Genomic DNA, 17,552 nt, shown 5'->3' with positions numbered 1-17,552 from the left:
GCCGAGCTTGTGGGGGAAAGGATAGGAGCGTCGTGATAGGGGCGGGTTAGTCTTCGCCGCTCGTGCTGGGCAGGGTCTAGGTGCGCCGCAGGCGCGTAGCGAGGAGCCGTATCGAAGCATCGAAGCCTTCGATACGCCGCTTCTACAGGCGCAGCAGCTACTCAGGACGAACGGAGATATCATCCGAGATGTCGTCATTTTGCGCACGGCGTCCTTCGGGCGGAACGGCGTTTATCCGCACGCCGCTCTTTGCAAGACCCGGCCGATGGAGTAGCTGCGCTATCATGACGGCAATCCTCTCGCTCCGCGGCGTTACCAAGCAATATGCCAGCGGTCACAAGGCGCTCGGCAGCGTCGATCTCGATGTGGAGGAGGGCGAGATCTTCGCGCTTCTCGGGCCGAATGGCGCTGGCAAGACCACGCTCATATCCATCATCTGCGGCATTGTGCGCGCCAGTGGCGGGACTGTGCATGTCGGCGGGCACGATATCGTGCGGGATTATCGCCAGACGCGCGCCACCATCGGTCTGGTGCCGCAGGAACTCTCGACCGATCAGTTCGAGCGCGTGATCGATACGGTGCGCTTCAGCCGTGGCCTGTTCGGCAAGCCGCGCGACGATGCCTATATCGAGAAGGTGCTGCGCGACCTGACGCTTTGGGACAAGCGCCACGCCAAGCTGCAGGAGCTTTCCGGCGGCATGAAGCGGCGGGTCATGATCGCCAAGGCACTCGCCCATGAGCCGCGCCTGCTGTTTCTGGATGAGCCGACTGCCGGCGTCGACGTGGAACTGCGCCGCGACATGTGGGCGCTGGTCCGCCAGCTGCGGGACAATGGCGCGACGATCATCCTCACGACCCATTATATCGAGGAAGCCGAGGACATGGCCGATCGCGTGGGGGTCATCACCGGCGGCGAGCTGATCCTCGTGGAAGACAAGGCGCGGCTGATGAAGAAGCTGGGCAAGAAGACGCTGCGGATCACGCTCAATGAGCCGATGTCGGCTGTGCCTGCTGCCCTGTCTGACTGGCGCGTGACTCTGGAGAGCGACGGCGCCGAGCTTGAATATGTGTTCGACAGCCAGGCCGAGCGCACCGGGATCTCGGCGCTGCTCGGCCAGCTGAGCGCCCTCGGCATCGGCTACAAGGACCTCAATACCAAGGAAAGCTCGTTGGAGGACATTTTCGTGGATCTTGTCCACAAGCCCACGGCCCGGTCGGAGCAGGCGGCATGAGCGGCATCAATATCCACGCGATCCGCGCGATCTATCTGTTCGAGCTGCACCGCTTTCAGCGCACGCTGATGACGGGGCTGGTCGTGCCGGCGTTGACCACCACGCTCTATTTCGTGGTGTTCGGCAGCGCCATCGGCTCGCGGATGACTGAGGTCGACGGGATTCCCTATGGCGCGTTCATTGTGCCGGGCCTCATCATGCTGTCGATGTTCACGGAGAGCATCTTCAATGCCAGCTTCGGCATCTACATGCCCAAATATAGCGGCACGATCTACGAGCTGCTCTCCGCGCCCATTTCCGCGCTGGAGACGATCATCGCCTATGTGGGCGCGGCGGCGACCAAGTCGATGATCATCGGGCTGGTGATTCTCGCGACGGCGCATCTGTTCGTCGATCTGCCCATCGCGCACCCTGCCGCGATGCTCCTGTTCATGATGGTGATCGCGATCAGCTTTTGCCTGTTCGGGTTCATCCTGGGTATCTGGGCGCAGAGTTTCGAGCAGTTGCAGGTTATTCCGCTCATCGTCGTCATGCCGATGACCTTTCTCGGCGGCGCGTTCTACTCGATCCATATGCTGCCCGAGCCCTGGCGGACGATCACCATGTTCAATCCGGTGGTCTATCTGATCAGCGGGTTCCGCTGGACCTTCTTCGGGAAGGGCGATGTCGCGATGGGCGTCTCCGTGGCATTCGTCAGCGCGATGCTGGTCATCTGCCTCGCGGTAATCGCCTGGATGTTCAAGACCGGATATCGTCTCAAGAAGTAGAGCGAACTGGCGTTAAATACCAAAACGCCCGCCCTGCGCGAACGCAGGCGGGCGGTTCAGTCTCTGAATACTCGGTGCGTCAGTCGCGGGCGCGATGCTCACCCTTGACCCAGCGGACCGTGCCGGACGAGGCCCGCATCACGACGCTGTTCGTGGTCATCTTGCCGCCGCGGAGGAGCTTGACACCCTCGAGCAGCGAGCCATCGGTGACGCCGGTTGCAGCGAAGATGCAGTCCCCCTTGGCGAGGTCCTCCAGCTTGTAGATGCGGTCGAGGTCGGTGATGCCCCATTTGCGGGCGCGAGCCTTCTCGTCCTCGTTGCGGAACAAGAGCTTGCCGTTGAACTGGCCACCGACGCAGCGCAGGGCCGCACAGGCTAGCACGCCCTCGGGCGCACCGCCAGAGCCCATGTACATGTCGATGGTGGTGTCCGGGTCCGTCGTCGCGATCACGCCGGCCACGTCGCCGTCGCCGATCAGCACCACCCCGCAGCCGATGCCGCGCAGCTCGGCAATCAGCTTCTCATGGCGGGGGCGATCCAGCACGCACACGATGATCTCGGAGGGCTTCACGCCCTTGGCCTTGGCCACCGCCTCGACATTCTCCGTGGCGCTCTTGCGCATGTCGATGATGTCCGGCGGATAGCCGGGGCCAACCGCCAGCTTCTCCATGTAAACGTCCGGCGCGTTGAGCAGATTGCCTTCCTCGGCCGCAGCCAGAACCGCAAGCGCATTGGGGCCGGCCTTGGCGGTGATGGTCGTGCCTTCCAGCGGATCGAGCGCGATGTCGATCTTGGGGCCACGGCCCGGCGCGCCGCCGACCTTCTCGCCGATGTACAGCATGGGGGCTTCGTCGCGCTCACCTTCGCCGATCACCACCGTGCCATCCATGTACAGGCCATCGAAGGCCTTGCGCATCGCTTCGACGGCTGCAGCGTCAGCGGCCTTCTCGTCGCCGCGCCCCACCAGCTTGGACGCGGCGATCGCGGCGGCCTCGGTGACGCGCACCATCTCAAGAACAAGTACCCGATCGAGTACGGAACTGGCTTCGACGGTATTCGACTTCCCCATCCTGCGGCATCCTTTGCTGAATTGATGGGACGCGATAGGCGAGGATTGTTGCAATGTCGATAATGAGCCAGCGTCTTACCGGTGCGGCCGGGCGCATATCGCATCCCGGCCTCTAAGCGCGGGGTCGCGCCTGTCAGTCGAGGATGTGCATCAGCATCGGTGCGCCCAGTAGACTGTCCGATCCGCCGAGCCTGCGCAGCAGATCGTCGATGGCGGAGAGGGCGCCCGGGTGCGTGACGATGGCGACGAGAACGCCCTCGTCCGCGGTGGCGGCCCGCTGGATCACGCTTTCGATCGACACGCCCGAATCCCGCATCGCCGCCGTGATTTCCGCCAGAACGCCGGGGCGATCCTGGACCTGGAAGCGCAAATACGCACGGCCGGTGCGCTGGCCGGCATCGGCCTTGACCTGGCGCTGCAGCCATTCGGCCGGCATGGCGAAGGCAGGGCCATATTCATCGCGTGCCACGTCGATGACATCGGCGACCACCGCCGAAGCAGTCGGGCCTTCACCAGCGCCGGCGCCCTGGAAGAACAGACGGCCGACGAAATTGCCCTCCGCCACGACGGCGTTCAGCGCGCCATCGACGTGAGAAAGCGGGTGATCGAGCGGCACCAGCATGGGGTGGACGCGCTGGAAAAGGCCGACATTCTCGCTGCCGTCCGCCTCGCACTCCGCCATGCCGACCAGCCTGATCTTGAAGCCGAGCGATGCCGCCTCGCGGATGTCGGCAGCCATGACGTTGCGGATGCCGGTGATATCTACCGAGCCGAAATCGATCTCCGTACCGAAGGCGAGGCTGGCGAGAATCGAGAGCTTGTGCGCGGCGTCGATACCGTCGATGTCGAAGGTTGGATCGGCTTCGGCATAGCCTTTGGCCTGCGCTTCCTCCAGCACCTGGTCGAACGGGCTGCCGTGCTGTTCCATGGTGGAGAGGATGTAATTGCAGGTGCCGTTGAGGATGCCATAGACCCGCATGATGCGATTGGCAGCGGCGCCCTCCCGCAGGCCCTTGATGACCGGCACACCGCCCGCGACGGCCGCTTCATATTTCAGCGCAACGCCGCTCCGCTCGGCTTCATGTGCCAAATCGAGACCATGATGAGCGATCATCGCCTTGTTGGCGGTAACGAAAGGCTTGCCCTGGCTCAGGCATTGGCGGGCCAGCGTCAAGGCCGGGCCATCCGCGCCGCCGATCAGTTCAACGACCGTGTCGATGTCCTCGCGCTGGGCGAGGGTCGCCATGTCGTCGACCCATTCATAGGCGGAGAGATCGAGGCCGCGATCCTTGCTGCGGTCCCGCGCGGAAATGGCGACCACCTCGATCGGGCGGCCTGCACGCCGGGCAATCAGATCCCGATTGGTCTCCAGCAGGCGAATGACACCGGCGCCCACGGTTCCCAAGCCGACGATGGCGAGGCGAAGGGGGCGGGAAGAGGCGTCGGTCATGATCATGTCCTGCAAAAAGGTGTGAGCGGCGGTCGCGCGGAGGTCCGCCGCCGCTCATAGCGGGTAATCCTGTTCAGGAAAGAGCCCTCTGCCTAAATGACTGGCGTTTGGGTGCGGTCACATGGTCCGAGCGCGGCCCGGAATGCGCTGTAATCGCGACTGGCGGCCTCCGCATCGTTGCGCGCCAGTTCGGTGAGGGACAAGGGCGGGAGCTGGTCGGGCAAGCTGCACGCGAGGCGATACCACAGCAAGGTGTCCCGCTCGGGGAGCTTCGCCGAATCATCCACAACCTCGCCCAGCGACACGCTGAAATGCGGTTGCTCCTGCGGTCTGCGGATCACCGACAGTGAAATCGGCGAGCCGTCCGCTGTGCCAAGAAAGATCTGGGTCTCCCCTTCGCCCACAATCGCGCCTGGCACATGGAAGGCGGAGGTGATGGCGGTGATCGGACCGGGTGCGCCCGGCGCGTAAAGATCTTCGATGACCTTTCGTGCCAGCGCCTCGTTGGCGGGGGTCCAGGGCACGAGCGCCGTGCTCGCGCTCAACTGGAACTCGCTCACCTGCTGGCCGACTTTGCCGAAAGCGAGAAAAATCTTGTTCTTGAGGTTGGGGCGTCGGGCATTTTCCGCGGACCCGTCCACGAGGAAAGAGATTCGCTTGGACATCACACCATCGCTGCGAATCAAGCCCAGCGTTTCAGCCTGAACGTAAAAACGGCTCCGCGTTTCCGGCAGATCGGGCGCGCGCTCGCGCTTGAGGGCGACGATAGAGCGCACGGTAATGCGCGCCACCGTGGGGGATGACGATACCAGTTCGGCCATCCGCGCGTAACTCAAGCTTGCCGGCTCTGGCGATTCTGCCACCTGTGCCGTAGCGGAAGTGGAAATAAAGGGGAAAGCGGCCGTCAACAGGACGCTGCAACCGATTGCCGCCAGTTTGAACGGGGCCTTTTGGCGTCGGATTGTGTCGGTCATACGCAATTCTCCTGATAGGCCTTCCTCAGCCTCTAACATAGGGGGTTAAGCAGAGGTGACCACCGTCAACAAAGCGTTTGCTTCACACGTTTTGCCACGATAGGACATGCCTCGGAATTTAGGAGCCCGAGCGATCAGTATCGCACGGAAGACGTCGTGCTTTACGGCATTTCGTCGATTCGTGGTCTGATTGTCAGCGCTGTATCGAGCTAGGGAGTGTCATTGCTGAATGGCCTATGCTGACCAGTCACAATCGTCCGGTAGGACGGTTTCTCTTATCATCGTGGCAATCATTCACGCGATCCTCGGTTATGCGTTTGTGACGGGGCTTGGCATCAAGTATGTCAAGCAGGCTGCAGAACAGCTGAACGTCATCGACGTGGCAGAGGAGCCGCCGCCGCCAGAGGAGGAGCCGCCGCCACCGCCTCCGCCTCCGCCAGACATGCCGCCACCACCGCCGCCGCCGCCCACAGCGCCGCCGCCGATGATTTCGCTGCCGAGCACGGCTCCGGTTCTGGCGCCGCCGCCGCCTCCCACGCCGCCTCCGCCGGCTCCGCCCGCGCCGCCGCCGCCGCCTGCGCCGGTTGTCAGCAAGGCTGCTGGTGCCAGGGGTAACCCTGCGAGCTGGATTACGTCTGACGACTATCCTGCAGGCGCCCGTCGTGACGAAGCCGAGGGTTCGGTGACGATCGCATGGGAGATCAATGAGCAGGGTCGGGTGGAGAATTGCCGAGTGACCGCATCGAGCGGCCGTCGGGATCTCGACGAAACCGCTTGCAGTCTGATCGTTCGCCGGGGACGTTATTCTCCTGCGCTCGATCAAGCCGGCAACCCGATCAAGTCTAGCAGCTCGCGTCGCGTCGTCTGGAAGCTTGAACGTTAATCCTGATTTCGGCCGTCCCGAACCGGGGCGAGGGACGGCCCATTCACCGACTGGTTTGAGAGGAATACACGAATGTTGATTTATTTGTCCGCAGCCGCTGCGCCGGCCGATAACCCTTACGGTCTCATGGAAGCCCTCGAGCAGGGCGGCGTGATCGCCTGGACCGTTTTCATCATTCTTTGCGGCATGTCCGTGTTCTCGTTCTTCATTCTGTTCTCGAAGCTCATCGAGCAGCAGAAGGTGATCGGCCAGGCCAAGAAGGTCCGTACGACGTTCTGGCGTTCGGCGACCCTCAAGGAGGGTTCGGCCAAGCTCGAGAAGAACAGCGCCTACAAGCAGCTGGTCGACGACGGCATCATGGCGCAGGAACAGCATGCCAAGCTGACCGATCCGGTCGAGGCGCATGACTGGATGCACGCTTCGCTCGCGCGTTCGGAAGCTGCCATCAACTCCAAGCTCGGCGGTGGCCTCGCGTTCCTCGCGACCGTCGGTGCGACCGCGCCGTTCATCGGTCTGTTCGGTACGGTTATCGGTATTTACCGCGCGCTCATCAAGATCGGTGCGTCCGGTCAGGCCTCGATCGACGCCGTTGCCGGCCCGGTCGGTGAAGCTCTGATCATGACCGCGCTGGGTCTGGCCGTGGCCGTTCCGGCTGTGCTTGCCTACAACTGGCTGCAGCGTCGTAACAAGTCGATTGCTGAAGACCTGAGCGGCTTCAACAACGACCTGCTCGGCTACATGGTGTCCAACGGTGCGGTCCGTCCGACCGTGGTTGCTGCCCCGGCCGCGCCCGCTGCCAAGCCGGCTGCCGCCAAGGCCTGAGCTATCAAATGAAGCAGGTGTGGCGACCCTCGAGCGGTCGCCACATCAAGCCTCCGCAAGGACGTGCGTGCTTCCAAAGCCAAGAGTTAGGATTTTGATCGATGGCAATTAGCTCTGGGGGTGGTGGTGATGACACCCCGATGTCGGACATCAACACGACGCCTCTCGTGGACGTCATGCTGGTGCTTCTCATCATCTTCCTCATCGCAATTCCGGTGGTGATCCAGACAGTGGACGTGAAGCTGCCGAAGATCGCCTTCGAGCCAACGACCACGAAGCCGGAAAATGTGAGCCTTACGGTTCGCGCAGTGGATGGCCAGTGCGAAGTGTACTGGAACGTGACCAAGGTCACGGCCGGTGACCTTCTCAACCGCGCTGTCAAGAAGCTGGAAGCGGATATCGAGAAGGCCGGCGGCGTGGAGAACATGAACCCCGACGATCTGCCCGAAGCGCACATCCGTGCAGACATCGATACGCCGTACCGGTGCATCGGCGGCACGATCTTCACGATGCAGCGCGCTGGTTATCCGAAGGTTGGCTTCATTTCCGAGCCCGACCCGGCTTCGATTTCCGTCCGTCGCCTCTGACGCCCAAGTTTAGGAGACCAGTCCCATGGCAATGAGTGGTGGCCGCGACGACGGCGAGCCGATGATGGAAATGAACACGACGCCGTTGATCGACGTCATGCTCGTGCTCCTCATCATGTTCATTATCACGATCCCGATCCAGACCCACGCGGTGAAGATCGACCTTCCGCAGAATGCGGACGCGCCGCAGAACACGATCGACCCGGTCAAGAATCGTCTGACCATCGATCCGGCAGGCACGATCTACTGGAATGGCGCCCCGGTCGACCGGGTGACGCTGCGCCAGTATCTCGATCAGACCAGCCGTATGGCCCCGGAGCCTGAGCTGCAGTTCGAGCCTGACCAGTCGGCTCGTTATGTGGTGGTTGATGAGGTGCTCGCCATCATCAAGCGCGCTGGCGTGACCAAGCTGGGCTTCGTCGGCAATGACCGTTACGGCGGCGTGTTCTGATCATAGCGGAAACGCGCTTCGTCGCGGATCTGGATGCATTTGGAAAAGGGGGCTTCGGCCCCCTTTTTTTATTGGGCTTCAGAGCGAGGCGTCTGGGGTTAAGAAGGCGTCTGGGCGGCAGGCTTCGCCTCAAGCGTCGGCGCGGATTAGCGGCCCTCATGACCTCGATCCTGGCCGCGCGTGCGAGCACAGTGGTATTGCGCTGGGACGCCAGCACGTGACTGGCGGACAAACACGCAAGCCAGTTGACGGTTCTGGACCTTTCAACGGCGCCGGTGATGCCATTAGCCCTCTGCTCGGGCGCTGAGGCGGCGCTGCTGATTTCAAGCGATCGGGATGGAGAAGTGGCCGCCGGTCGAGGTAGTCCTAGGTTTTAGAGTCTCATATGCTGCGCCGGAGGGACCTCGTATGATTAGGACGATGGTAAGCTTCCCTGTCGTATCGTGCGATGTTCCAGGCAGGCAGGTCGATATGGGCGCAGTTCCAGACAGAATGAATGAGCCGTCCGCTCGTTCGTCAGCACGGCAGTCGGTCTTGATTGGCGTCCGCGTGCGCCGCAAGGGCGAGAGCTGGTTCAAGAGCCGGATTTCGGACATGTCGCTCACCGGCTTCCGCCTGATGAGCTATGTGAAGCTTCAGGTCGGTATGGAAGTGTGGGTGATGTTTGCCGGCTTTGAAGGACGCAAGGCGTTCGTCACGTGGGTGTGCGACCATGAAGCGGGGTGCGAGTTCGAGACACCGATGCATCCGGCGATTTTCGATCACATCGTTCGGGGCGCTGAGGCGGACTGACGACATCGGGCCAATCAAGGGCGCGGGCTAGGCAAATGGGCAAAGGGCTGGAGGGTGCGCTGAGGCTTGCTTGCCCTGATCGTGGGACACGCTCGGTCAGCTCCGTGCCGCGCTGCAGACCCATTGCCGGTTTACTGCACACGACAGGCAGCACCGAAAGGGACCTCGCTTTCGACATCGAAGGGGCGTGGTAAGGACTTGGTTGATGCTTCGATGCCATTCTGCACCCGTTCTTTAGGGCTTGGAACTGCTCGGGCTGCGCGTGGGCGGGCTGCCGGTCTCAGTGCTCCCACGTGAGACCCTGAACCCTACGCAGCCGACTTATGTTTGATCGTCGCTCACTTGGCCACGCGGCTGCCGGGCCAGTCACGCCCTCCCTTCGCGAGCGCAAGCAGCTGAGAGCCAGCGCCGCATCAGCAACAGCTGACCGCCGCGCCAACGTCCGGTAAGCTCCGATCAGGCCGGTTCGTCGAACTGCAGCGATGCGAGCCGCGCATAGAGGCCACCGCGGGCAATCAGGTCCGCGTGGGTGCCGATGTCGGCGATCCGGCCCTGATCGAGGACGACGATGCGGTCGGCGGCGCGGACGGTCGCCAGGCGATGGGCGATGACGATGGTCGTGCGATCCTTCATCAGCCGGGCGAGGGCATCCTGCACCAGGCTCTCGGATTCCGCGTCCAGCGCCGAGGTCGCTTCATCGAGCAGCAGCAGCGGCGCGTCCTTGAGAAGCGCGCGGGCGATCGCAACGCGCTGGCGCTGGCCGCCGGAGAGGCGGGCGCCGCTCTCGCCAAGTTCTGTGTCCAAGCCCTGCGGCAGCGCCTTGAGAAAGCCGTCGGCATTGGCTGCGCGCGCGGCCTCCATCAACTGCTCGTCGGTGGCATCCCAGCGTCCGTAACGCAGATTGTCGCGCGCACTGGCCGCAAAGATCACGGTTTCCTGCGGCACCAGCGCGATCATGCCGCGCAGGCTCAGCAGGTCTGCCTCGCGCAGGTCGACGCCGTTGAGGAGGACCCTCCCGTGGGACGGATCGTAAAACCGCTCTGCAAGCTGAAGGAGCGTGGATTTGCCCGCGCCGGATGGGCCGACGATCGCCACGGTCTCGCCCGGCGCGACGTCCAGCGAGAAATCCATAAGGGCGGGCAAATCGGGCCGCGTCGGATAGCGAAAGGCCACATTTTCGAATGTCAGCCGCGCCTGACCGGGCTGCGGGATGGCGACCGGCCGCGCCGGTTGGCGGATTTCGGAGACGGCGCTGGTCAGTTCGCTCAGCCGGGTGGCGGCCCCGGCCCCGCGCAGCAGATCGCCATAGACCTCGGTGAGGGCCCCGAAGGCACCCGCGACAAGGCCGCCCGTCATGACGAAGGCTGCGATGCTGCCGCCGGACATCCGGCCCGCCGCGACGTCAAGCGCGCCCTGCCACATGATGAGCGTGATGGAGCCGAAGATAACCAGGATGATCGTTGCGGTCATAGCCGACCGCAGGGTGATGCGCTGGCGGGCCGTGCGGAAACTGTCCTCGACGGCGCGCCGGAACCGGCCGGCTTCGCGCTCCTCCTGACCGAAGGCCTGGACGATCTTCATGGCGCTCAGCACTTCGTTGGTGATGCTGCCGACCGCAGCCAGCCGATCCTGACTGTTGCGCGAGAGCGCGCGCAGGCGCCGACCGACCAGAATGATCGGCCCGAGCACGATGGGAATGCCGAACAGCAGCATCGCCGTAAGGCGCGGCGCGAGCATGAACAGATAGACGATGCCGCCAAAACCGGTGAGCAGATTGCGCATCGCCACCGAGACCGTCGAGCCGACGACCTGCTCGATGATCGCCGTATCCGCCGTCATGCGAGAGGCGATCTCGGAGGGCCGGTTATGCTCGAAGAAAGCCGGCTCTTGCCGCAGCAGATTGGCCTGCGCGGCGATCCGCAGATCGGCCACCACGCGCTCGCCCAGCCAGGCGACGAAGTAGAAGCGCATGGCCGTCGCAAAGGCGAGGATGACCACGATCAGCAGCAGATACTGGAACCAGCGGCTGATGTCCCCATCCAGACCAGAGGCGAAACCGCGATCGATGACCAGCTTGAAACCACTGGGGATGGCAAGCGTTGCTGCAGAGGCGAGAACCAGTGCGAAGCCGGCGCCGGCTATGCGGCCGGGGTAGCGGAGCGCGGCGTGCCAGATCAGTCGAAGATTGCCAAGATCGCCCGCTTTGCGCCGATCGTCATTGTCTGGGGTGGACGCCGAGGTAGCCATGGCCGCGCCCTAGACCAACTTTGCAACCAAGGGGAGGGCTTTTGCACCTGCGCTGTGCCTTCGGGTGTGGCAAAGGAGACGCGTCGGCACTATTTAATGCTTCTAAGCCCGGCATCGGCGCTGGCATCAGGGCGTTGGATGTGCTGGTTTAGACAGATGGCCCCGAGTAAGGAAACACATGCTCTATAGTGCCTATGAAATTCAGCGCAGCTTCCTGGCAAGCGCCAGTGCCATGGCGACCGCGAGCGTAGAACTGCTCCAAAATCCCGCAAATCCCTTTGCTTATTTCGGTGGCGGTCCGATGCTCGCCTCCGCGCTGGATGTGTTCGCACATGCCGCGGCGCCGCGCGGCAAGCCCGCCTTCGATCTACCGACCACCGAGGTGGACGGGCAGACCGTAGCGGTGAACGAAGTCATCGAGGCGCGCCAGGTCTTCGGCCAGCTGCGTCATTTCGTGCGGGAAGGGCAGGAGGGCCGGCACCCCAAGCTGCTGATCGTCGCGCCGATGTCCGGCCATTTCGCGACGCTCCTGCGCGGCACCGTCGCCCGGATGCTGCCGGGGCATGACGTCTACATTACCGACTGGCGCGATGCGCGCGATGTGCCGCTTTCCGATGGGTCGTTCGATCTGGATGATTATGTCGATTATCTCGTCGGGTGGCTCGAGCATATCGGACCGGGCGCACATATGCTGGCGGTCTGCCAGCCGTCCGTGCCCTGCCTTGCTGCCGCGAGCCTCATGTCGGCCTCGAAGCATCCTTGCCGTCCGCGTACCTTGACGATGATGGGCGGCCCCATCGACACGCGCGAGGGGCCGACGGCCGTCAATCAGCTGGCGCAGGAGCGGCCGCTGAGCTGGTTCAGCCAGAACGTCGTGACCTCGGTTCCATTCAATTATCCCGGCGCCGGGCGGAAGGTCTATCCCGGCTTCATGCAATTGGCCGGTTTCATGACCATGAACCTCGGCAACCACCTGATGAGCCACTGGCAGATGTTCCGCCACCTCGTTCAGGGCGATGACGAGAGCGCGGACGCGACCAAGAAGTTCTACGAGGAATATCGCTCGGTCTGCGACATGACCGCCGAATTCTACCTGCAGACCGTCAATGAGGTCTTCAAGAAGCACAGCCTGCCCAAGGGCGAGTTCATGCATCGCGGCGTCCGCATCGACACGGCGGCGATCACGGATGTCGCGCTGCTCGCCGTCGAAGGCGAGAATGACGATATTTCGGGGATCGGCCAGACGAGGGCGGCGCTCAAGATTTCCCCGAACCTGCCGGACGAGATGAAGCAATATTATCTCGCCGAGACGGTCGGCCATTACGGCATCTTCAATGGTTCGAAATGGCGCAACCGCATTGCGCCAGTGGTCGAGGCATGGATCTCCAGCCACGATGATCTACCGCGCGGCTGATCGCCCGTTCTCATGAGGTCGGATTCGCAATGATCGACATTGGCCTGCAGCAAGTCGCGGTCGAGCGCTTCGCCGTGCGCGACGCTTTCACCATCAGCCGTGGCGCCAAGACGTTTGTGGATGTGGTCATGTGCGTGGTCACGGACGGAATGTTCATCGGCCGAGGCGAGGGCACGCCGATCTATTATCATGGTGAGACGGCCGAAGGATGTGCGGCGGCGATCGAGGCGCTCGTGCAGGCTCAGGGCGGCGTGCCCGACCGCGAGGCGTTGCGCACCCTGATGCCACCGGGCGCCGCACGCAATGCGCTGGATTGCGCACTGTGGGATCTGGAGGCAGCGCGGACCGGCAAGCCGGTTTGGGCGCTGGCCGGACTGAAGGCGCCCCAGCCGGTCCGGACGGCCTATACGATCAGCCTCGATACGCCGGAGAAGATGGCGCAGGCGGCCGCAGACGCGCGGGCGCGGGGGTTCACGCTGCTCAAGTGCAAGCTCACCGGCGACGGCGATCAGGCCCGCATCGAAGCGGTGCGCCAAGGTGCGCCGGATGTCGACCTGATCGTGGATGCCAATGAGAGCTGGGCCGATCTGGACGTGCAGGCGCAAGCCCGTGCATTGGCTGATCTGGGCGTCGCATTGATCGAGCAGCCCTTGCCGGCGCAGGCTGACGCAGCGCTCGCCGGGCTGGCTCTGCCGGTGCCGATCTGCGCGGACGAGAGCTGCCAGTCGCTGGAGGATCTCGCGCGGCTCGGGGCCTATCAGGCAATCAACATCAAGCTCGACAAGGCCGGCGGACTGACCGAGGCGCTCGCCATGGCGCATGCGGCGCGGGCAGCGGGCAAGCGCATCATGGTCGGCTGCATGCTCGCAAGCTCGCTCGGCATTGCGCCTGCCTTTCTGCTTGCACAGTTCGCCGATTGGGTGGACCTCGATGGCGCCTTGCTGCTAGCTCATGATCGCGAGGGCGCCATGAAAGTCGCCAACGGATATCTTTCGCCCGGAACTTTATGGGGCGAGGCGATTATAACGGATGCTCAACGAAGTTGAACGACAATAGGGTTTTGAAGCGGTCGTAAAGGCCGAGGACCGGCAGTTGCCGGGTCGCGATTGGAGGAGGCTGTACGTGCGCCTAGCACGAATTCTCGCATTATTGGTGGTACTCGCGACTGTCGGCGTGTCGGCCTATTTCCTCTATCGCATGCCCTTCGCCTGGCTGCAGATCGTCCCTGCGGCGATTGGCGTCGGCCTGTGCCTCTGGTTCTGGCGCACGGCACCCAAGCGCAAGAAAGCTCGCAAGCGCGCCGCGCTCGCGACGGTTCTGTTCGTGCCGCTGCTGATGGCGAGCGCCGTGCTCAGCCTGATGGTTTCGCCGGAATCGGTCTGGCCGGTGTTCACCGCGCTGGCGCTGCTCGCGATGATGGTCGCCGTGCTTGCGCTCATGCGGATCGAGCGCAAACAGAACCATGTGTGGGCCGGCTATTATTCCGACGTGGCCTGATCGGCGCTCCCGATGCTGCGCGGGGCCAGAGCGCCCGGAAGTTCGTGGAGGACCGGGTAGGGCATGATCATCTTGCCGGCCGGATCGGCGGTAAATGTGGTCTGCGTGGGATAGGCAAATTCCAGCCCGAGATCGTTGAAACGGTCGAGAATATCGAGGCCGATCGCATGGCGGATCATATAGATTTTATCCCAATCGGCCGAGTGCACGTCGAACTCCAGCTCAAAATCCAGTGAGCTGGCCCCGAACCCAATGAAGCCCGAGCGCACGAAGTCACCGCCATGCGCGTTGACGATCTCTCGTAGCAGATCGGGTATTTTCGCCGCTTCGGCCGGCGGGGTCTGATAGATCACGCCGATAGCGAACTTGATCCGGCGGCGATCGAGGCCGGTGTAGCTCGTGATCTCCTTGTTCAGCAATTGCGCATTGGAGACGATCATGCGTTCGCCTGTCACCACGCGCAGGCGCGTGGATTTGAGGCCGATGCGCTCCACAACGCCCGTCTGCGTACCGAAATTGATCGCATCGCCGACCTTGAAGGGCTTGTCGAAGATGATCGAGAGGGACGCGAACAGGTCCGAAAAAATTCCCTGCGCCGCTAGACCAATGGCAATGCCGCCGATCCCGAGACCGGCGACCAGACCGGTGACGTTGACGCCGAGATTGTCCAGCACGACGATGGCCGCAACGGCGAAAATCGCAATGGAGAGCAGAACCTTGATAAGGCCGCTGGCATTGGCCAAGGCCTCGCTGCCGCCCAGCTCCGGGTCCGAGCGCATCTGGATGAAGCCGAGCGCCATGTGGCGCACCCAGACCGCGATCTGCCAGGCCGTCACCACGATGAACAGGAAGTTGATCGCATTGAACAATGCCGGCGGCACCGGGAAATAATTGACGACGAGGCGCGCCGCGATGAGCATCATGAACAGATGCCCGGTTTTCCCGACGGTGCTGGCCGCGACGCCCATGATCGGGGCGCTGTGCGCGGCCTTGAGGAGCAGCCGCTGCACGATCCGCTTGAGTAGCCCCAGCGCAAAATAGATGGCGATGCCGATCGCGATGGCGATCGCCACCTCGATCCAGTTCTCGCCAAGCCATGTCATGGCATGTTCGAGGCTGCGGAGGGGATTGGCGTGGGATGAAGTTGTCGTCGGGGCAGCAGTCATCAGGCTGGCGTGCTCGCAGATTGGGGGATGTCGTGCGATGAGAACGCCGCAGAGAGGATGTAGTTCACGGACAGATTGTCACTGAGCACGAAGCCATATCGCGGATCGGCCATCAGTCCCTTGGTCGCCGTGAGGTGCAGGCCACGGTCGGTCAGCAGCGCTTCCATTTCCTCCGGGGTGATGAAGCGGGCTGCGTCATGCGTGCCCTTGGCGATGCGGCCGAAGCCCTCTGCCAGCGTCACCACCATCAGCTTGGAGAGCGGCGTCCGGTTTGGCGTCGAGATAATCAGTAGCCCATCGGGCTTGAGCAGCCGCGCGATGGCGGAGAGGAACATCGCCGGATCGGTGACATGCTCGATGACTTCCAGCGCCGTGATCAGGTCGAACTGCGGATCGCTCAGCGTCTCCACCCCGCAATTGCGATAATCGATGGGCAGGCCCATTGCGGCGGCATGGTCACGGGCGACGGCGATATTCTCTGGCGCCGCATCTACAGCCGTCACGGCGCCGCCCATGCGGGCGAGCGGCTCGGCTACCAGCCCGGCCCCGCAGCCGACATCGAGGACGCGCTTGCCGGCCAGCGGGCGCAGATCCTGGGGCGATCCACCCCAGTGCGCGTCGATAGCGGCGCGGATGAAACCAAGGCGCACCGGCCCGAGCTTGTGGAGCATGGCGCTGGAGCCATTGGGGTCCCACCAATCGGCCGCGTGCGCGCCGAAATGCGCGGCTTCTTTGGGGTCGATGGTGCTGCTGTGCGGTTCGCTTGCCATTGCCGATCCTGCTGACTAATAGGGCGCCGGCTCGAAGGCCGGTGAATACCGATCCGTCGGCATTTCATGCCCCCTTGATAGTCCAAGAAAGGTCCGCGGCAAGTCCATGGCGCGTATTGTGATGAAATTTGGCGGCACGTCGATGGCCGGCATGGAGCGAATCCGCAACGTCGCGCTTCGGGTGAAGCATGAGGTTGGCCTGGGCAACGAGGTCGCCGTCGTCGTCTCTGCGATGGCCGGCGAGACCGATCGCCTGGTCAATTTCTGCAAGGAAGCCAGCCCGCTTTACGACCCTGCGGAATATGACGTGGTCGTCGCGGCCGGCGAGCAGGTGACGTCCGGGTTGCTGGCGATGACGCTCAAGGCGCTGGGCGTCGATGCGCGCAGCTGGCTGGGCTGGCAGTTGCCGATCCGCACGAGCGAGGCACATAGCAAGGCGCGGATCGACACGGTCGAGACCGAAGGCCTGCTGGCGGCGATGACCTCCGGGCAGGTCGCGGTCATTCCGGGCTTTCAGGGGCAGATGGAGAGCGGCCGGGTCTCGACCCTGGGTCGTGGCGGGTCTGATACCTCCGCCGTGGCGGTCGCGGCCGCCGTGCAGGCCGATCGGTGCGATATCTATACCGATGTCGATGGCGTCTACACGACCGATCCGCGCATCGTCAGCCGGGCCCGCAAGCTCGACAAGGTCACCTATGAGGAAATGCTGGAGCTGGCCAGTGTCGGCTCGAAAGTGCTGCAGACGCGGTCCGTCGCGCTGGCGATGAAGGAGAAGGTGCGCGTGCAGGTGCTCTCCTCCTTCGACGCGCCAGGGGACGATCCCGAACCCGGCACGATGATCGTCAGCGAAGCAGAAATTGAGGAAAGCGACATGGAACGGCAGCTCATCACCGGCATCGCTCATGACAAGAACGAAGCCAAGATCATCGTCACGCGCGTGCCGGACAAGCCCGGGGCGGTTGCCAGCATCTTCGGTCCGCTGGCCGATGCGAGCATCAATGTCGACATGATCATCCAGAATGACAGCAAGGATAATGCGGAGACGGACGTGACTTTCACGGTCCCCCGCACCGACCTCGCGCGCAGCGTCGACATTCTGGAGAAGCTGCAGGACGAGATCGGTTTCCGCCGCATCATCACCGACGATCAGGTCGCCAAGATCAGCGTCGTGGGTGTTGGCATGCGCAGCCATGCCGGCGTCGCGGCGACCATGTTCAAGACGCTGGCCGAGCGCGGCATCAATATCGAGGCGATCTCCACCAGCGAGATCAAGGTCTCGGTGCTGATCGACGAGGACGAGACCGAACTGGCCGTTCGCGTGCTCCACACCGCCTACGGTCTCGACGCGGAGCAGGCGCCCGCTTGATCTATTTGGAGCCGCTTCCGTTCGGGAGAGGCTCCGAGGCAGCGTGCCGGCATCCGGTCGGCCGC

17 protein-coding genes are annotated in these 17,552 nt (G+C 63.3%); 11 read left to right on the top strand and 6 right to left on the bottom strand.

Features of this window, described 5'->3' with window-relative positions; all coding sequences use genetic code 11:
• Nucleotides 1-284: 284 nt before the first annotated feature.
• The gene (locus tag M2336_RS13345) at nt 285-1,232 is read left to right on the top strand and encodes an ABC transporter ATP-binding protein (protein WP_264572907.1); all 948 of its coding nucleotides are present in this window, start codon (nt 285-287) and stop codon (nt 1,230-1,232) included.
• Nucleotides 1,229-1,999: an ABC transporter permease gene (locus M2336_RS13340; RefSeq protein WP_264572906.1), complete on the top strand. Its 771-nt coding sequence runs from the start codon at nt 1,229-1,231 to the stop codon at nt 1,997-1,999. The genes M2336_RS13345 and M2336_RS13340 overlap by 4 nt, the downstream gene beginning before the upstream one ends.
• 79 nt (nt 2,000-2,078) lie before the next feature.
• Here the strand turns inward: M2336_RS13340 and glpX are convergent, their stop codons facing one another.
• The 3 genes from glpX to M2336_RS13325 form a co-directional block, all read right to left on the bottom strand.
• Complete coding sequence (glpX, locus tag M2336_RS13335; RefSeq protein ID WP_181559765.1) at nt 2,079-3,068, bottom strand: class II fructose-bisphosphatase; 990 nt, start codon at nt 3,066-3,068, stop codon at nt 2,079-2,081.
• 133 nt (nt 3,069-3,201) lie between these two features.
• Nucleotides 3,202-4,518 (bottom strand): homoserine dehydrogenase, encoded by a 1,317-nt coding sequence (locus M2336_RS13330; RefSeq protein ID WP_181559764.1) that lies wholly within the window; start codon nt 4,516-4,518, stop codon nt 3,202-3,204.
• Nucleotides 4,519-4,610: 92 nt separating this feature from the next.
• On the bottom strand, nt 4,611-5,492 hold the full coding sequence (locus M2336_RS13325) for a hypothetical protein (RefSeq protein WP_264572905.1): 882 nt from the start codon (nt 5,490-5,492) through the stop codon (nt 4,611-4,613).
• Between the two features lie 229 nt (nt 5,493-5,721).
• Between M2336_RS13325 and M2336_RS13320 the strand changes: the two genes are divergently transcribed.
• The 5 genes from M2336_RS13320 (at nt 5,722) to M2336_RS13300 (ending at nt 9,027) form a co-directional block, all read left to right on the top strand.
• Nucleotides 5,722-6,375 carry an energy transducer TonB gene (locus M2336_RS13320; RefSeq protein ID WP_264572904.1) on the top strand — a complete coding sequence of 218 codons (654 nt, stop codon included), beginning with the start codon at nt 5,722-5,724 and terminating at the stop codon, nt 6,373-6,375.
• A 72-nt stretch (nt 6,376-6,447) separates the two neighbouring features.
• Nucleotides 6,448-7,197 carry a MotA/TolQ/ExbB proton channel family protein gene (locus M2336_RS13315; protein WP_181559761.1) on the top strand — a complete coding sequence of 250 codons (750 nt, stop codon included), beginning with the start codon at nt 6,448-6,450 and terminating at the stop codon, nt 7,195-7,197.
• A gap of 101 nt (nt 7,198-7,298) precedes the next feature.
• Nucleotides 7,299-7,784, top strand: a complete 486-nt coding sequence (locus tag M2336_RS13310; RefSeq protein WP_181559760.1) for an ExbD/TolR family protein — start codon at nt 7,299-7,301, stop codon at nt 7,782-7,784.
• Between the two features lie 25 nt (nt 7,785-7,809).
• On the top strand, nt 7,810-8,235 hold the full coding sequence (locus tag M2336_RS13305) for an ExbD/TolR family protein (protein WP_181559759.1): 426 nt from the start codon (nt 7,810-7,812) through the stop codon (nt 8,233-8,235).
• 471 nt (nt 8,236-8,706) lie between these two features.
• Nucleotides 8,707-9,027: a PilZ domain-containing protein gene (locus M2336_RS13300; protein ID WP_264572250.1), complete on the top strand. Its 321-nt coding sequence runs from the start codon at nt 8,707-8,709 to the stop codon at nt 9,025-9,027.
• A gap of 456 nt (nt 9,028-9,483) precedes the next feature.
• Here the strand turns inward: M2336_RS13300 and M2336_RS13295 are convergent, their stop codons facing one another.
• On the bottom strand, nt 9,484-11,274 hold the full coding sequence (locus tag M2336_RS13295; protein ID WP_264572903.1) for an ABC transporter transmembrane domain-containing protein: 1,791 nt from the start codon (nt 11,272-11,274) through the stop codon (nt 9,484-9,486).
• 178 nt (nt 11,275-11,452) lie between these two features.
• Between M2336_RS13295 and M2336_RS13290 the strand changes: the two genes are divergently transcribed.
• The 3 genes from M2336_RS13290 (at nt 11,453) to M2336_RS13280 (ending at nt 14,185) form a co-directional block, all read left to right on the top strand.
• Complete coding sequence (locus M2336_RS13290; RefSeq protein WP_264572902.1) at nt 11,453-12,688, top strand: polyhydroxyalkanoate depolymerase; 1,236 nt, start codon at nt 11,453-11,455, stop codon at nt 12,686-12,688.
• A gap of 29 nt (nt 12,689-12,717) precedes the next feature.
• Entirely contained in the window at nt 12,718-13,734 is a 1,017-nt protein-coding gene (gene dgcA, locus M2336_RS13285) for an N-acetyl-D-Glu racemase DgcA (protein WP_264572901.1), read from the top strand.
• 76 nt (nt 13,735-13,810) lie between these two features.
• The gene (locus M2336_RS13280; protein WP_181559754.1) at nt 13,811-14,185 is read left to right on the top strand and encodes a hypothetical protein; all 375 of its coding nucleotides are present in this window, start codon (nt 13,811-13,813) and stop codon (nt 14,183-14,185) included.
• Here M2336_RS13280 and M2336_RS13275 read toward each other — a convergent pair.
• Nucleotides 14,167-15,351 carry a mechanosensitive ion channel family protein gene (locus tag M2336_RS13275; RefSeq protein WP_264572900.1) on the bottom strand — a complete coding sequence of 395 codons (1,185 nt, stop codon included), beginning with the start codon at nt 15,349-15,351 and terminating at the stop codon, nt 14,167-14,169. The two genes, M2336_RS13280 and M2336_RS13275, sit on opposite strands and share 19 nt — an antisense overlap.
• Nucleotides 15,351-16,121 (bottom strand): bifunctional 2-polyprenyl-6-hydroxyphenol methylase/3-demethylubiquinol 3-O-methyltransferase UbiG, encoded by a 771-nt coding sequence (ubiG, locus tag M2336_RS13270; protein WP_264572899.1) that lies wholly within the window; start codon nt 16,119-16,121, stop codon nt 15,351-15,353. The genes M2336_RS13275 and ubiG overlap by 1 nt, the downstream gene beginning before the upstream one ends.
• Nucleotides 16,122-16,227: 106 nt before the next feature.
• On the opposite strand from ubiG, the gene M2336_RS13265 reads away from it, so the two are divergent.
• On the top strand, nt 16,228-17,487 hold the full coding sequence (locus tag M2336_RS13265) for an aspartate kinase (RefSeq protein WP_264570375.1): 1,260 nt from the start codon (nt 16,228-16,230) through the stop codon (nt 17,485-17,487).
• Nucleotides 17,488-17,552 lie beyond the last annotated feature (65 nt).

Origin of the sequence: Sphingobium sp. B1D7B (genome assembly GCF_025961965.1) — a bacterium.
Classification (GTDB): Bacteria; Pseudomonadota; Alphaproteobacteria; order Sphingomonadales; family Sphingomonadaceae; genus Sphingobium.
Note: the sequence above shows the minus strand (reverse complement) of the source record. Positions and strands in the feature narration are given on the sequence as shown.

Coding starts and splice junctions, on each gene's coding strand:
- M2336_RS13305 (WP_181559759.1), top strand. CDS start 7,810: ATGGCAATGAGTGGTGGCCGCGACGACGGCGAGCCGATGATGGAAATG.
- M2336_RS13310 (WP_181559760.1), top strand. CDS start 7,299: ATGGCAATTAGCTCTGGGGGTGGTGGTGATGACACCCCGATGTCGGAC.
- M2336_RS13290 (WP_264572902.1), top strand. CDS start 11,453: ATGCTCTATAGTGCCTATGAAATTCAGCGCAGCTTCCTGGCAAGCGCC.
- glpX (WP_181559765.1), bottom strand. CDS start 3,068: ATGGGGAAGTCGAATACCGTCGAAGCCAGTTCCGTACTCGATCGGGTA.
- M2336_RS13265 (WP_264570375.1), top strand. CDS start 16,228: ATGGCGCGTATTGTGATGAAATTTGGCGGCACGTCGATGGCCGGCATG.
- M2336_RS13325 (WP_264572905.1), bottom strand. CDS start 5,492: ATGACCGACACAATCCGACGCCAAAAGGCCCCGTTCAAACTGGCGGCA.
- ubiG (WP_264572899.1), bottom strand. CDS start 16,121: ATGGCAAGCGAACCGCACAGCAGCACCATCGACCCCAAAGAAGCCGCG.
- M2336_RS13340 (WP_264572906.1), top strand. CDS start 1,229: ATGAGCGGCATCAATATCCACGCGATCCGCGCGATCTATCTGTTCGAG.
- M2336_RS13330 (WP_181559764.1), bottom strand. CDS start 4,518: ATGACCGACGCCTCTTCCCGCCCCCTTCGCCTCGCCATCGTCGGCTTG.
- M2336_RS13295 (WP_264572903.1), bottom strand. CDS start 11,274: ATGGCTACCTCGGCGTCCACCCCAGACAATGACGATCGGCGCAAAGCG.
- M2336_RS13345 (WP_264572907.1), top strand. CDS start 285: ATGACGGCAATCCTCTCGCTCCGCGGCGTTACCAAGCAATATGCCAGC.
- M2336_RS13315 (WP_181559761.1), top strand. CDS start 6,448: ATGTTGATTTATTTGTCCGCAGCCGCTGCGCCGGCCGATAACCCTTAC.
- M2336_RS13300 (WP_264572250.1), top strand. CDS start 8,707: ATGGGCGCAGTTCCAGACAGAATGAATGAGCCGTCCGCTCGTTCGTCA.
- M2336_RS13275 (WP_264572900.1), bottom strand. CDS start 15,351: ATGACTGCTGCCCCGACGACAACTTCATCCCACGCCAATCCCCTCCGC.
- M2336_RS13320 (WP_264572904.1), top strand. CDS start 5,722: ATGGCCTATGCTGACCAGTCACAATCGTCCGGTAGGACGGTTTCTCTT.
- dgcA (WP_264572901.1), top strand. CDS start 12,718: ATGATCGACATTGGCCTGCAGCAAGTCGCGGTCGAGCGCTTCGCCGTG.